The sequence below is a fragment of the Streptomyces globisporus genome (assembly GCF_003501885.1).
GTDB lineage: Bacteria > Actinomycetota > Actinomycetes > Streptomycetales > Streptomycetaceae > Streptomyces > Streptomyces globisporus_D.
Map to the genome: position 1 here is coordinate 1 of NZ_QWFA01000160.1, position 14,369 is coordinate 14,369.

Here is a 14,369-nt window from a genome sequence, read left to right on the forward strand (position 1 = left end):
GGGGCGGGGGCCCGGCACCTGTGCCGGGCCCCCGCGCCTTTCCCGCAAGAGAACGCCGTGAATTCCGGGGTCCGCCCCGGACCCGCGATGGAAGGTCAGCCACGTGTCTGCCGCTGATACCAAGGCCGCCGGGCCGCCGGTCCCCGTACCACCCGACCCGCAGGCGATCGGGAAGTCGTCCCCCGACGACGATGCGCCCCGGGTACAGAAGAGGAAGCGGAAGAAGGGTGAACTTCTCCCCTACTTCCTGATCCTCCCGGCGATCGTGGCGATCGCCGCCGTCTACCTCTACCCCCTCGGCAAGACGGTCGTCATGTCCTTCCAGGACATGGGCCGCCGCGAGCTGTGGTCCGGAGAGCCGGCTCCCTGGGTCGGCTTCGAGCAGTTCACCAACATCCTGGGCGACCCCGAGTTCTGGTGGGTCACCTTCCGCACGGTCGTCTTCATGGCGATCTGCGTGACCCTGACCATGGGCATCGGCCTGCTGGTCGCCCTGCTCATGCGCAGGCTCTCCACCTGGGTCCGGCTGGTGCTCACCGCCTGCCTCATCGCCGCCTGGTCGATGCCGCTGATGGTCGCCGCCTCGATCTTCCGCTTCATGGCCGACTCCGACTACGGCCTGATCAACACCCTGATCGCCAAGGTCGTCGGCGAGGACTGGCTCGGACACAACTGGTACCTCAACCCCGTCCAGGGCTTCGGCATCATCACGCTGCTGGTCGTCTGGGGCGCCATCCCGTTCGTCGTCGTCACCCTGTACGCCGCCCTCACCCAGGTCCCCCAGGAACTGGAGGAGGCCGCCGCGCTCGACGGCGCCAGCGCCTACGGCATCTACAAGTTCGTCACCTGGCCGGTCATCAAGCCGGTCTTCACCATGGTCGCCACCCTCTCGGTGATCTGGGACTTCAACGTCTTCGGCCAGATCTGGCTGCTGCGCGGCAACAAGCCCGAGCCGGAGTACGAGACCCTCGGCCTCTACTCCTACTCCAAGGCGTTCGAGTCCACCTCCTTCAGCCAGGGCACCGCCATCGCTCTGATCACGGTGCTGCTGCTGTCCGGCGTGGCCGTGTACTACCTGCGCCAGCTCATGAAGACGGGAGAGGTCGAATGAGCAGCACGACCCAGACGACACAGGCGCTGCGGCCCGATCGCAAGAAGAGCCGGCTCCACTTCGACCTGCTCGGCCTCGGCATCGCCCTGGTCATGGTCTTCCCGGTCTACTGGCTGGTCATCAGCGCCCTGCGGCCCAACCGGGAGATCCGCAGCTACGACCAGACGCTCTGGCCCACGTCGATCACCTTCGACAACTTCGTCCGGGCCACCGAGCAGCCGAACTTCGGCACCGCCATCCAGTCCAGCCTGATCGTCGCGGTCACCGCGGTGGTCGGCGGCATGATCATCGCGACGCTGGCGGCCCTGGCGATCGGCCGGTTCCGGTTCTTCGGCCGCAAGGCCCTGGTCCTGATCATGATCCTGGTCCAGATGCTGCCGCCGACGGCGATGCTCATTCCCATCTACGCCCAGCTCAACGCGATGGGCGGGATCGACGAGTACTGGGGCCTGATCGTCGTCTACCTCGTCTCCACGCTGCCCTTCGCCACCATCATGATCCGCGGCTTCGTCGTGAACATCCCGGTGGAGCTGGAGGAGTCCGCGATGGTGGACGGCTGCACCCGCTTCCAGGCCTTCCGCCGGGTGATCTTCCCGCTGCTCGCCCCCGGACTCGCCGCCGCGTCGATCTTCGCCCTGGTGAACGCGTGGAACGAGTACCTCTTCGCCTACATCCTGATCAACGACAACTCCAAGTACACGCTGAACGTCTGGCTGATGACGTTCACGACCGAGCGCGGAACGGACTACGGAGCCCTCATGGCCGCATCGACCATGATCGCCCTCCCCGTCGTCGTGTTCTTCATGATCATCCAGAAGAAGATGGCCGCAGGCCTCACTTCCGGCGCCGTGAAGGGATAGTGCGGGCCCATGACCACCCTCGTCTCCACCACGGACACGGTGACGCGCGACGCGCTCGCCGTGCTCCAGCCCGGATTCACCGGAACCACCGCACCGGACTGGCTGCTGCGCCGCGTCGGTGAGGGCCTCGCCTCCGTCGGCCTGTTCGGCCGCAACATCACCTCGCCCGAGCAGCTCACCGCGCTCACCGCGCGGCTGCGCGCCGAGCGGGACGACGTCCTCGTCGCGATCGACGAGGAGGGCGGCGACGTGACCCGCCTGGAGGTCACGCACGGCTCCTCGTTCCCCGGCAACTTCGCGCTCGGCTCGGTGGACGACGTCCACCTCACCCGGGCCGTCGCCCAGGAGCTCGGCCGCCGGCTCGCCGAGTGCGGCGTCAACCTCAACTGGGCGCCCTCCGCCGACGTCAACTCCAACCCGGGCAACCCGGTCATCGGCGTACGCTCCTTCGGTGCCGACACCCGGCTGGCCGCCCGGCACACCGCCGCGTACATCGAGGGGCTCCAGGCCGCCGGCGTCGCCGCCTGCACCAAGCACTTCCCCGGACACGGCGACACCGCGGTCGACTCGCACCTCGCGATGCCCCGCATCGATGTGGACCTCGACACCTTGCACGCCCGTGAGCTGGTCCCCTTCCGGGCGGCCATCGCCGCGGGTTCCAAATCGGTGATGAGCGCGCATATCCTGCTTCCCGCACTCGATCCGGACCGCCCGGCGACCCTGAGCCCGCAGATCCTCACCGGTCTGCTGCGCCAGGAGCTGGGCTACGACGGCCTGATCGTCACGGACGCCGTGGAGATGGACGCCATCGCCGGTGCGTACGGCATCGAGCGCGGGTCCGTCCTCGCCCTCGCGGCGGGCGCCGACGCCATCTGTGTGGGCGGCGGCCTGGCCGACGAGGAGACGGTGCTGCGGCTGCGCGACGCCCTCGTCGCGGCCGTGCGCAGCGGGGAACTGACCGAGGAGCGGCTCGCCGACGCGGCCGCCCGTGTACGAGCCCTGGCGTCCTGGACGCAGAGGGTTCGGGGGGACATCCGGGAGTCGGGCGCGGCAGTGCAGGAGGGGACCGCGCCCGGCACCGGAGTCAGCTCCGACATCGGTCTGATCGCCGCCCGCCGCGCGGTCCGGGTGACCGGCTCCGGCGACCGGCTGACCGAGGCGGCGTACGTGGCCTCGTTCGGCGCGGAGGCGAACATCGCGGTCGGCGACGAGACCCCGTGGGGCATCGCCGCCGAGCTGGAGCGGATCCTGCCCGGCACCGGCACGGACACCTACACCGCCGGGACCACCGCTGTGGTGGACGCGATCCTGGCGGCGGCGGGGGAGCGGCGCATCGTCGCCGTGGTCCGCGACGAGCACCGCCACCCCTGGATGGGCGCGGCGCTCGACACCCTGCTGGCGGCCCGCCCCGACACGGTCGTGGTCGAGATGGGCCTGCCCCAGTCGGACCCCAGGGGCGCGCTGTACATAGCGACCCATGGGGCGGCAAGGGTCTGCGGCCAGGCAGCAGCGGAAGCGCTGACGAGGACATAGACCCAGCCCGTCCGGCGTTCGAGGACCGGGCCTGGGGCCGGTGGGCCCGCAGTCGAAGCCCCGGGCCGGCCAAAATCAAGCCCGTCCGGCGATTGAGGACAAAGCCTCCCGCCGGACGGGCTGCACCATTCAGCACACCGCACCACACGGCTCAGGGCCGGGACACCACGACGGCGTCCCGGCCCTGAGCCGTACAGGAACAAGGAATCAAGGGGCGAGGGGCAAGGCCCTACAGCCCCTGCCACCCCGGCTTCGCCGCATACGTGGCCCGGAAGTACTCCGCCAGCTTCAGCTTCGACGCCGCAGCCTCGTCCACCACCACCGTCGCGTGCGGATGCAGCTGGAGCGCGGAGGCGGGCACGATCGAGGCGACCGGACCCTCCACCGTCTGGGCGACGGCCTCCGCCTTGCCCTCGCCGGTGGCCAGCAGGATCGGGTGCCGGGCGTCCAGGATCGTCCCGATGCCCTGCGTGATCACGTGGTGCGGCACCTGCTCGATGTCGTCGTCGAAGAAGCGCGCGTTGTCCACCCGGGTCTGCTCGGTCAGCGTCTTGATCCGGGTGCGCGAGGCGAGCGAGGAGCACGGCTCGTTGAAGCCGATGTGCCCGTCCGTGCCGATGCCCAGCAGCTGGAGGTCGACGCCGCCCGCCTCCGCCAGCGCCCGGTCGTACGCCTCGCAGGCCGCCTGGACGTCCTCGGCCGCGCCGTCGGGGCCCATGAAGGAGGCCTCGGAGAGCCCGAGCGGCTCGACGACCTCGCGCAGCACCACGGAGCGGTACGACTCCGGGTGGCCCGCGGGCAGCCCGACGTACTCGTCGAGCTGGCAGATCCGGGCGCGCGAGGCGTCGACCGCGCCGGAGGCGACCTTCGACGCGAGCGCGCGGTAGATGGGCAGCGGGGTCGAGCCGGTGGCAACGCCGAGCAGGGCGTCGGGCTTGCGGCGGAGCAGCGCGGCGATGGCCTCCGCGATCAGTTCGCCGCCTGCCGTGGCGTCCGGGACGATGACAACTTCCACGCTGTGCCTGCCGATCTGACTAGAGGTGGAGGTGGTATAGACCAATCAAACTCCAATTTAGCAGAATCGGGCAGCCGTACGGAGAAGAGTCCACGCACCGGCGGCCCCCTCCCGCCCCGGCCCGCTGGCGGCCCACGGAATTGCCTGGTCGACTTGTCCGGTACGGCGACACCGCAGCCGACAGCGCAGGGAGGCCCTCACATGTCCGCCACCTTTCCGGTCGACCCGGGCGGCCGGGGCGACGAGCCCGGCCGCATCATGTCCGGCGAGATGGCCGAGCAGCCCGCGATGCTGCGCCGCATCCTCGACCGGGGCGCGCCCCGCATCCGCGAGGTCGCCGCCGAGATCGCCGCCAGGAAACCCCGCTTCGTCCTGCTCACCGCGCGCGGCACCTCCGACAACGCGGCGCTCTACGCCAAGTACCTGCTGGAGATCCGCCTCGGCCTGCCCTGCGGCCTCGCCTCGATGTCCACCACGACGGCGTACGGGGCCAAGCCGGACCTGCGGGACGTCCTCGTGGTCACCGTCAGCCAGTCGGGCGGCTCACCGGACCTGGTGGCCTCCACGAGGGCCGCCCGGGAGGCCGGGGCCATCACCCTCGCCGTCACCAACAACCCGGACTCCGCGCTCGCCGCCGTGTCCGAGTACCACATCGACATCCTGGCGGGCCCGGAGAAGGCGCTCCCGGCCACCAAGACGTACACCGCGTCCCTGCTCTCCCTGTACCTCTTCGTGGAGGGCCTGGGCGGCCGCGACGGCACCGAGGCCGCCGCGGGCCTGCCCGACCTCGCGGGCGCGATCCTGGGCCGCCGGACCGAGGTGAAGGCGCTGGCCTCCCGCTACCGCTTCGCCGAACGCATGGTGATCACCTCGCGCGGCTACGGCTATCCGACCGCCAAGGAAGCGGCCCTGAAGCTCATGGAGACCAGCTACATGCCCGCTCTCTCCTACTCCGGCGCGGATCTGCTGCACGGTCCGCTGGCGATGGTCGACAACATCTCCCCGGTGATCGCCGTGGTCACCGACGGCCGGGGCGGCGAGGCCCTCCAGCCGGTGCTGGACCGGCTGCGCGGCCGCGGCGCGGATCTCTTCGTGGTCGGCCCCAAGGCCCAGGTGGAGGCGGCGTCGGCCGGCTTCTCACTGCCCACGGCGGGCGTCCCGGAGGAGTTGCAGCCGATCCTGGAGATCCTGCCGCTGCAGATGCTGGCGTACGAGGTGACGATCGCCCGGGGTCAGGACCCGGACGCGCCCCGCGCCCTGGCGAAGGTCACCGAGACCCGCTGAGCAGTCGGCCGGCCCTGAAACACCCGCGGGCCGCGGCGCCGGGATGGGACCCTCAGCCCATCCGGCACCGCAGCCCGGAGCTACCTGGCCGGCGGTGTGCGGTGCCCCCGGCCACTGGAGGCACCGGCGCGGTCAGGGCAGAGAGCGCCGGGTGCCTCGGTCCACTCTCCTGTGCGGGGAGAGCGGAGGTCTTGATGAACATTGTGGACTAGACCAATACTCGTGTCCATCCGTGTGCACGACATTCTCGGGCCGGCCGCCCCGCCTGTCCATCGTCGTACCTCCGTACACCTGCACGGCTCATCGGGCCGAGTGGTTCGAACACCTTCGGTAACCCCAGGTACGCTCCACACGTGCCCTCCATGAACGACCTCGTCCGCCAGCACACCGCTCTGAGCGACACCGACCTCGAGTGGCTCCATCTGCTGGTCTCGGAGTGGCAACTGCTCTCCGACCTGTCCTTCGCCGACCTCGTGCTGTGGGTGCCCACCCGCGACGGCACGCGGTACGTCTCCGTCGCCCAGATGCGCCCCAACACCGGGCCCACCTCCTACCAGGACGACATGGTCGGCCACCTGGTGCCGCGCGGCCGCCGCCCGCTGCTCGACGCGGCCCTGGACGAGGGCCGGATCGTGCGCGAGGGCGACCCGGAGTGGCGCGAGGAGGTGCCCGTACGGGTCGAGTCCATCCCCGTACGCCGCGACGGCCGGGTGCTCGGCGTGATCGCCCGCAACACCAACCTGCTCACCGTGCGCACCCCCTCCCGGCTGGAGCTCACCTACCTCCAGTCCGCCTCCGACCTGGCCCAGATGATCGCCGCCGGGTCCTTCCCGTTCCCCGGTCAGCAGGTCGACATGGACGCCTCCCCGCGCGTGGGTGACGGCCTGATCCGGCTCGACGCCGACGGGATCGTCCAGTACGCCAGCCCCAACGGCCTCTCCGCCTACCATCGTCTCGGTCTCGCCTCCGACCTGGTCGGCCACCACCTCGGTACCGTCACCGCCGAACTGGCCCCGTCACGGGGGCCGGTGGACGAGGCCCTGGTCAAGGTGGCCAGCGGTTACGCGCCCCGCGAGTTCGAGGTGGAGTGCGCGGGCGGGGTGATCCAGCTGCGGGCCATCCCGCTCAAGCCCAAGGGCGTCCGGATCGGCTCTCTGGTCCTCCTCCGGGACGTCACCGAACTGCGCCGCCGCGAGCGCGAGTTGATCACCAAGGACGCGACCATCCGGGAGATCCACCACCGGGTGAAGAACAACCTCCAGACAGTGGCCGCCCTGTTGCGCCTCCAGTCCCGCCGGATGGACTCCGAGCAGGGCCGCGAGGCTCTCAACGAGGCGGTCCGGCGCGTCGGTTCGATCGCCATCGTCCATGAGACGCTTTCCCAGAATCTGGACGAGAGGGTCGAGTTCGACGAGATCGCCGACCGGGTCATCGCGATGGTGTCGGAGATCTCGCCGGGCAAGGTGACCTGCCGGCGCACCGGGCGCTTCGGCATCCTCGACGCCGAGGTCGCCACCCCGCTCTCCATGGTGCTGACCGAAGTGCTGCAGAACGCCCTGGAACACGCCTTCACCCTGGCCGACCACGGCACGGTCGAGGTCTCGGCCGTGCGCGGCGGATCGCCCACCGAGGGGCGGTTGCTGATCACCGTCACCGACGACGGGCGCGGCCTGCCCGATGGGTTCGACCCGAAGCAGGCGGGCAACCTCGGGCTCCAGATCGTACGGACGCTGGTGGAGGGGGAGTTGGGCGGCACGTTCGGTATGGTCCCGGCCCCCGAGCGCGGCACCCAGGTGGTGCTGGACCTCCCGGTGCAGGGTCTCAAGTAACCGGGCGCACACAGCAGAGCGGGCCCGGACCGTGGTGACGGTCCGGGCCCGCGCCGTGATGCTCACGTTGCGATGCGCTTCGGGGTACTGCGCGCTGCGACTCGAAGGCGGGGCTGTGCGTACGCTCTGTACGCGCCGCCGGGCTGAGGCTTGGTGCGGGGGGTCGCTCAGGCGCTGGCGTTACGCGCCCGGTTGCGAGCGGCGCGGCGCTTCATCGCGCGGCGCTCGTCCTCGCTGAGGCCACCCCAGACGCCGGAGTCCTGGCCGGACTCGAGCGCCCACTGCAGGCACTGCTCCATGACGGGGCAGCGGCGGCAGACAGCCTTGGCTTCCTCGATCTGCAGCAGCGCAGGACCGGTGTTGCCGATGGGGAAGAACAGCTCGGGGTCTTCCTCACGACAAACGGCGTTGTGACGCCAGTCCATGGCTGCTACCTCTCCTTGGTATTACACGCTTGTTGCTTGTGAATGTGAACGCTTTCACGAATCCCCCCGCAGATGACGGGCCGACCCCCAGATGGACTGGGTGTGGTCTGTGATGGTGAGGAGGGGTTCTGGCTCTCAGTGGAGGCCGGTGTTGCGGGCCGTCCCGATCGCCATGAAGAGATTCCCAAACCTCAGCGACGGATACAACCCCTTCTGGAAAGTTTTTTTTGATTCCTCGGTGTCGACTAGGTCACAGGCGCACTTCTTGGGGGTGGGACCCAGTCCAAACGTTCGAGTTAAAGGACTTTCGGCCCTTCTACTCACACAATCACACGCAGTGCACGGCGTACGCCTGTGAACGTCACGCTCGTACGCAGTCCCAGGTGGTCACCGTCCATCTGGAAGGGCAGTGGGACCTTTGAATGCAAGGTGAAGTCCGTGAGGTCATGCCGTGAAACGGCATGCTTCCCGCGGGGCCCCTTCTCGGGGCTCGAAGTGAGCAGCTGGGTGCCGTACAGGGCCACCGCCGGGGTGGACAGACGCTTCAGTCCGAGGACGTCCAGTGCGGTGTCGAAGGAGGCCTTCGGGGAGGCGTAGACCGGGCGATTGCCCAGGTAGGTCCAGGGGGCGGTGTTGCAGATTATGGAGAGCGCGAGGTCGGTCACCGGGTCCTGGCCGGGCACGTCGAGCGTGATCGTTCCGTGCCGGCGGTGGGCCTCGTTCAGGAACTGCCGCACCACCTGGCGTACGTACAGGGCGTGCGTCGAACGCTTGCCGCCCTCGCGTTTCTGTTCGACCCGGCCGACCACTCCCGCGTCGAATCCGAGTCCGGCACAGAAAGTGAACCAGCGTTCGGGAACGGACTCGTCCTCGGTGCCCGGGGTGCCGGCGGCCAGGCCCAGACCAACCGTGCGTTCGGTCCGGTTCTCCAGGGCGTCCAGGATCGCGCCGGTCGCCTCCACCGCGTCGTTCGGCAGCCCCAGGGCGCGCGCGAAGACATTGGTGGACCCGCCGGGGACCACGGCGAGCTTCGGAAGGTTGTCCACGTCCGGGCCCCGGTGCAGCAGCCCGTTCACGACCTCGTTCACCGTGCCGTCGCCGCCGAGGGCGACCACCAGATCGATGTCGTCGCTGTCCGCGGCCCGCCGCCCCAGATCCCGCGCGTGCCCCCGGTACTCCGTGGTCACCGCCTCCAGCTTCATCTCGCTGGCCAGCGCGTGGATGAGCACGTCACGGGTGCGGGCACTGGTGGTGGTAGCAGCTGGATTGACCACGAGGAGTGCGCGCATGACGGCCAGCCTACCTACCGGGCGGTTCGGCCCTGAAGTCCCGGTTCGCTGCGCTCGGGCCCGGTGACGGAGCGTGACGCCCCGGCCCGGTCCACCGCCGAACGGGCGTGGCCCCGCGCACCCCGGCTTCACTTCCGGGCCCCGGGGATGCCAACCTGAAAGGCGTGAGCACTCAGCAGACACCGTCCACGCCGTCGCCCTCCACCGCGGAGCGCCCGACCAGGATCACCGTCCTCGCCGGGGTCAACGCCCTCGAAGGCGTGGCTCTCGCCGTCGGCGGGATCTACCTGCTGATCATGGGGCTGCTCGGGAAGCTGGAAAGCACGCAGCAGGCGGAGACGGTCGGGATCACCCTGGTCGCGCTCGGCGCCATCCCGCTGATCGCCGCCCGGGGGCTGCTGATGCTGCGCAGCTGGAGCCGGGGGCCCGCGCTGATCACCCAGATCATGGCGCTGCCGGTGGCCTGGACGCTGCTGCGCTCGCAGGGTGCGCTGATCCCCACCGGCATCGTTCTCGCGGTGGTCGCCGTCACCGGCCTCGTGCTCGTCCTGAACCCGGCGACCACCCAGGACCTGGGCATCCGCCGGGGGCCGAGGACGACCCCCGACGCCTGAGCCGCTCGGCCCCGCTCCTCGGCTCACTCACTCCTCGACGAGCAGCCGCTCGCGGAGCTGCGCAAGGGTGCGGGCCAGCAGCCGCGAGACGTGCATCTGCGAGATGCCGACCTCCTGGGCGATCTGCGACTGGGTCATGTTCCCGAAGAAGCGCAGCAGTAGGATCCGCTTCTCGCGCGGCGGCAGGTCCTCCAGGAGCGGCTTGAGCGACTCCCGGTACTCCACGCCCTCCAGCGCCTCGTCCTCCGAGCCCAGCGTGTCCGCCACGGCCGGCGACTCGTCGTCCGTGTCCGGCACGTCCAGCGAGAGCGTGCTGTACGCGTTGGCCGACTCCAGGCCCTCCAGCACCTCCTCCTCGGAGATGCCGAGCCGCTCCGCCAGCTCGTGCACGGTCGGCGAACGGCCGTGCTGCTGGGAGAGCTCCGCGGTGGCCGTGGTCAGCGAGAGACGCAGCTCCTGGAGACGCCGCGGCACCCGCACCGCCCAGCCCTTGTCCCGGAAGTGGCGCTTGATCTCGCCGACCACCGTCGGAGTGGCGTACGTCGAGAACTCCACGCCCCGGTCCGGGTCGAACCGGTCCACGGACTTGATAAGACCGATCGTGGCGACCTGCGTCAGATCGTCCAGCGGCTCGCCGCGGTTGCGGAACCGGCGGGCCAGGTGCTCCACCAGCGGCAGATGCATGCGCACCAGCCGGTTGCGCAGCTCGGCCTTCTCCGGGGAACCGTCGGGCAGCTCCCGCAGCTCGAAGAACAGGGCCCGGGCCCCGCTGCGGTCGTGTGGATCGTGGTGCCCGTGCTCGCTCATCTGGCCCGCCCGCTCTGCCTGCGACTGCTGCTCCACCGCGACGTCGAAGCCCTCGGGCCCGTCCGCTCCGTCCTCCGGATGCGGCCGGGCCTGTTGCTCCGGGATGCCTGCTGGGCGCACCACCCCGGATCGGATCGTCTCGTCCCGCACAGGACCGTCCCCGTTCCCGTCGCTCACGCCGGCCCGGGGCCCGCGCCGCGCTGTTTGTAGAGGCTGATGCTGACCGTACGGTCGTCCGCGACAGTGGAGTCGACCTTGCCGGCCAGCGCGGAGAGCACCGTCCAGGCGAAGGTGTCGCGCTCGGGTGCCCGGCCGTCGGTGGTGGGCGCCGACACCGTCACTTCGAGGGAGTCGTCGACGAGACGGAAGACGCAGCTGAGGACGGAGCCCGGCACGGCCTGCTGGAGCAGGATCGCGCAGGCCTCGTCGACCGCGATGCGAAGATCCTCGATCTCGTCGAGAGTGAAGTCCAAACGCGCTGCGAGACCGGCCGTGGCCGTTCGCAGCACCGACAGGTAGGCACCCGCAGCGGGCAGCCGGACTTCCACGAAGTCCTGATTCCCGGGCTCGCCTGCGATCTGGGACACCCTCACCTCCAAGGTGGCACAAACTCTTTCGAGGTTCCGGGAAGGGTGGCCCGGAGCCATGCGGTCCGTCGACGGTTCTTCGGCTCGGCGACGTTATCGGATCCATGATGCCGTGTCGTACGGACCCCACACCGCGACCGTCACTCATGGTAAGTCCATGAGTACGGAAAGTGGCTAGGGGTCTGCGGCGTCCAATTACGAAGAACCGGCGCCGCATTGACGTACCCAGACGTCAGACGATCGAACCGTCCTCGAAGCACCAGCGCCAGCTCTCGCCCGGCTCGAAGCTCCGGATCACGGGGTGACCGGTCGCCCGGAAGTGTCCGGTGGCGTGCCGCAGCGGCGACGAATCGCAGCAGCCGACGTGCCCGCAGGTCAGACAGAGCCGCAGCTGTACGGGGTGGGTGCCCGCCTCCAGGCACTCGGGACACGTCTCGCCGAGCGGCACGGGCTCGGGGCGTGGCAGATCCGCTACATGCGCACACTCGCTCATGATGGGCAGGTTACGACGGATCGAGGACGGTGGGATGGACGCGCTGCCGCTGATCGCCCTGGTCGCCGTGAGTGCGGCGGTGGCCGGCGCGGCCCGCCGCACCCCGGTGCCCGCCCCGCTCGTGCTCGTCGCGGTGGGGCTCGTGGCCGGCTACCTGCCGGGCGTTCCGACGTACCACCTGGACGCCCATGTCGTCCTCCCGCTGCTGCTTCCGCCGTTGCTCCACACGGCGGCCCTGGACAGCTCCTACTTGGATCTGCGGGCCAACATCCGGCCGGTCGCCCTGCTCTCCGTCGGTTACACCCTGTTCGCGACCGTGGCGGTGGGCTGGCTGGCGTACCGGCTCATCCCGGACCTGCCGCTGACCGCCGCGCTGGTCCTGGGGGCGGTCGTCGCCCCGCCGGACGCCGTGACGGCCGCCGCGATCGCCCGCCGGGTCGGGCTGCCCGCCCGGGTGACCACGATCCTCCAGGGCGAGTCCCTGGTGAACGACGCCACGGCGATCACCGCCTTCCGGGTGGCGCTGGCCGCGGCGGTGGGGGAGGGGATGAGCTGGGGCGCCGGAATCGGCGAGTTCCTGCTCGCCGCGATCGGCGGGGTCGGTGTCGGGCTGCTGCTCATGGTGCCGCTCCACTGGCTGCGCACCCACCTCAAGGAAGCGCTCCTCCAGAACACGCTGTCCCTCCTGATCCCCTTCGTGGCGTACGCGGCGGCCGAACGGGTGCACGCCTCCGGTGTCCTCGCCGTGGTCGTCGTCGCCCTCTATCTGGGCCACCGTTCCTGGCAGGTCGACTTCGCCACCCGGCTCCAGGAAGCGGCCGTCTGGAAGATGGTGGCGTTCATCCTGGAGTCCGCGGTGTTCGCGCTGATCGGCCTCCAGCTGCCGTTCGTCCTGAAGGAGCTCGGCCCGTTCGGCGTCGAGGAGGCCATCGGTTACGCGGCCGCGGTCTTCGTGGCCGTCGTCGTGGTCCGCTTCGTCTGGGTCTACCCGGCCACCTATCTGCCCCGGTGGCTCTCGCGGCGGGTCCGGGAGCGCGAGCCCGGCACCGACTGGACCGCGCCGCTCATCGTGGGCTGGGCCGGGATGCGCGGGGTCGTCTCGCTCGCCGTCGCGTTCTCCATTCCGCTGGTCACGCAGGACGGTGAACCGTTCCCGGCCCGCAGCCTGGTGCTGTTCCTGACCTTCACCACCGTCATCGGGACGCTGGTGATCCAGGGCCTGACCCTGCCCGTCCTCGTCCGCGTACTGAAGCTGCCGCGCCCCGACCCGCAGACCGTCACACTCATCGAGGCGCAGGCCCAGAGCGAGGCGTCCGAGGCGGCGGAGGCCCGGCTGCGGGAACTGCTCGACGACCCGCACAACAGCCTCCCGCCGCCGCTGGCCGACCGGCTGCGCACTGTGCTGGAGCGCCGCCGCAACGCCGTCTGGGAGCGGCTGGGCGCTGCCGACCCGGTCACCGGCGAATCGGCGGACGACACCTACCGGCGGCTCTCGCGGGAGATGATCGAGGCCGAGCGCGAGGTCTTCGTCCGGCTGCGGGACGAGCGGCGGATCGACGACGAGATGATGCGTACGCTGCTGCGCCGGCTGGACCTGGAGGAGGCGGCCGCCTACCGGGAGACGGACGACTCCTGAGGCGGCGCGTCCGGGGTGCCGGTGATCACGGCGGCCACCCGGGTGCCCGGCGCGAACGCCCCCTCGTCGGCCAGTGCGGTCAGCGCGAACAGCAGCTTGGCGACGTAGACCCGCTCCACGGGCAGCCCGTGCCGGTCCTCGAAGCCGTCGGCGAAGGCGTCCAGTTCCGGGGTCGTACGGGCGTAGCCGCCGAAGGTGAAGCGCTCCTCCAGCGACCAGTCCCCGGCCGGGCCGCCGAACGCCTCGCGCTGGAGCCTCGCCACATCCTCGGCCAGGAAGCCGCCGCCGACCACGGGCACGCCCAGGGCCCGCTGCCCGGGGTCCAGCCCGGCCGCGAGCCCGGCCAGGGTGCCGCCCGTCCCGCAGGCCACGGCCGCCACATCGACCTCTCCGGCCAACTCGCGCCCCAGCGCCGTACAGCCCTGTGCGGCCAGGGCGTTGCTGCCGCCCTCCGGGATGACCTCCACGTCCCCGAACCGGCTCAGCAGCCCCGCCAGAACCTCGGGGGAGGCCTTCGCCCGGTAGGTCGTACGGTCCACGAAGTGCAGCCGCATCCCGTCGGCCGCGCACCGGGCCAGCGAGGGGTTCAGCGGCCGGTGCGCCAACTCGTCGCCGCGGACGACACCGACGGTCCCGAAGCCCAGCAGCCGCCCGGCCGCGGCGGTGGCCCGGAGATGATTGGAGTACGCACCGCCGAACGTGAGCACGGTGCGCCCGGCGGCGGCCTCCAGAGTGAGGGCGAGTTTGCGCCACTTGTTGCCCGGCAGATCGGGATGGATCAGATCGTCCCGCTTGAGGAACAGCCGCACCCCATGGCGCGCGAAGTGCTCGTCCCGGACCTCCCGCAGGGGGGAGGGGAGCCGGGGGCGGAGGAGGGCGTCGAGGC

At 70.5% G+C, this 14,369-nt stretch carries 14 protein-coding genes; 7 read left to right on the forward strand and 7 right to left on the reverse strand.

Annotation, left to right across the window (positions count from 1 at the left end; all coding sequences use genetic code 11):
* Window positions 1–103 precede the first annotated feature (103 nt).
* From D3105_RS25275 to D3105_RS25285, 3 genes are read left to right on the forward strand one after another with little or no spacing between them, the layout of a single operon-like run.
* Window positions 104–1,111 carry a carbohydrate ABC transporter permease gene (locus D3105_RS25275; RefSeq protein WP_118905327.1) on the forward strand — a complete coding sequence of 336 codons (1,008 nt, stop codon included), beginning with the start codon at window positions 104–106 and terminating at the stop codon, window positions 1,109–1,111.
* Window positions 1,108–1,971, forward strand: coding sequence for a carbohydrate ABC transporter permease (locus D3105_RS25280; RefSeq protein ID WP_118905328.1), 864 nt, complete (start codon window positions 1,108–1,110; stop codon window positions 1,969–1,971). Before D3105_RS25275 ends, D3105_RS25280 begins: the two co-directional genes overlap by 4 nt.
* Window positions 1,972–1,980: 9 nt before the next feature.
* Entirely contained in the window at window positions 1,981–3,504 is a 1,524-nt protein-coding gene (locus tag D3105_RS25285; protein ID WP_118905329.1) for a glycoside hydrolase family 3 protein, read from the forward strand.
* A gap of 229 nt (window positions 3,505–3,733) precedes the next feature.
* Here the strand turns inward: D3105_RS25285 and nagB are convergent, their stop codons facing one another.
* Window positions 3,734–4,519 carry a glucosamine-6-phosphate deaminase gene (nagB, locus tag D3105_RS25290; protein WP_118905330.1) on the reverse strand — a complete coding sequence of 262 codons (786 nt, stop codon included), beginning with the start codon at window positions 4,517–4,519 and terminating at the stop codon, window positions 3,734–3,736.
* 201 nt (window positions 4,520–4,720) lie between these two features.
* Here nagB and D3105_RS25295 point away from each other — a divergent pair, with 201 nt between their 5' ends.
* Both D3105_RS25295 and D3105_RS25300 read left to right on the forward strand, forming a co-directional pair.
* Entirely contained in the window at window positions 4,721–5,803 is a 1,083-nt protein-coding gene (locus D3105_RS25295; protein WP_118905331.1) for an SIS domain-containing protein, read from the forward strand.
* Between the two features lie 362 nt (window positions 5,804–6,165).
* Window positions 6,166–7,632 (forward strand): sensor histidine kinase, encoded by a 1,467-nt coding sequence (locus D3105_RS25300; RefSeq protein WP_118905334.1) that lies wholly within the window; start codon window positions 6,166–6,168, stop codon window positions 7,630–7,632.
* Window positions 7,633–7,799: 167 nt separating this feature from the next.
* Here the strand turns inward: D3105_RS25300 and D3105_RS25305 are convergent, their stop codons facing one another.
* Window positions 7,800–8,057, reverse strand: a complete 258-nt coding sequence (locus D3105_RS25305) for a WhiB family transcriptional regulator (protein ID WP_003953983.1) — start codon at window positions 8,055–8,057, stop codon at window positions 7,800–7,802.
* Window positions 8,058–8,377: 320 nt separating this feature from the next.
* On the reverse strand, window positions 8,378–9,346 hold the full coding sequence (locus D3105_RS25310; protein ID WP_006127486.1) for a diacylglycerol/lipid kinase family protein: 969 nt from the start codon (window positions 9,344–9,346) through the stop codon (window positions 8,378–8,380).
* Between the two features lie 164 nt (window positions 9,347–9,510).
* On the opposite strand from D3105_RS25310, the gene D3105_RS25315 reads away from it, so the two are divergent.
* A complete protein-coding gene (locus D3105_RS25315; protein ID WP_118905332.1) occupies window positions 9,511–9,960 on the forward strand; it encodes a hypothetical protein in 450 nt (149 codons plus the stop codon).
* A 27-nt stretch (window positions 9,961–9,987) separates the two neighbouring features.
* Here D3105_RS25315 and D3105_RS25320 read toward each other — a convergent pair whose 3' ends face one another.
* The 3 genes from D3105_RS25320 to D3105_RS25330 form a co-directional block, all read right to left on the reverse strand.
* Entirely contained in the window at window positions 9,988–10,917 is a 930-nt protein-coding gene (locus tag D3105_RS25320) for an RNA polymerase sigma factor SigF (protein ID WP_065488552.1), read from the reverse strand.
* Between the two features lie 23 nt (window positions 10,918–10,940).
* Window positions 10,941–11,354, reverse strand: coding sequence for an anti-sigma regulatory factor (locus D3105_RS25325; RefSeq protein WP_003966375.1), 414 nt, complete (start codon window positions 11,352–11,354; stop codon window positions 10,941–10,943).
* A 232-nt stretch (window positions 11,355–11,586) separates the two neighbouring features.
* Window positions 11,587–11,847, reverse strand: a complete 261-nt coding sequence (locus D3105_RS25330; RefSeq protein ID WP_118905335.1) for a UBP-type zinc finger domain-containing protein — start codon at window positions 11,845–11,847, stop codon at window positions 11,587–11,589.
* A 34-nt stretch (window positions 11,848–11,881) separates the two neighbouring features.
* Between D3105_RS25330 and D3105_RS25335 the strand changes: the two genes are divergently transcribed.
* Window positions 11,882–13,483, forward strand: a complete 1,602-nt coding sequence (locus tag D3105_RS25335; RefSeq protein WP_118905333.1) for a Na+/H+ antiporter — start codon at window positions 11,882–11,884, stop codon at window positions 13,481–13,483.
* On the opposite strand, the gene D3105_RS25340 is transcribed toward D3105_RS25335, so the two are convergent.
* Window positions 13,459–14,369, reverse strand: a 911-nt coding sequence (locus tag D3105_RS25340) for a 1-aminocyclopropane-1-carboxylate deaminase/D-cysteine desulfhydrase (protein ID WP_240647012.1), incomplete at its 5' end; no start/stop codon positions are given. The two genes, D3105_RS25335 and D3105_RS25340, sit on opposite strands and share 25 nt — an antisense overlap.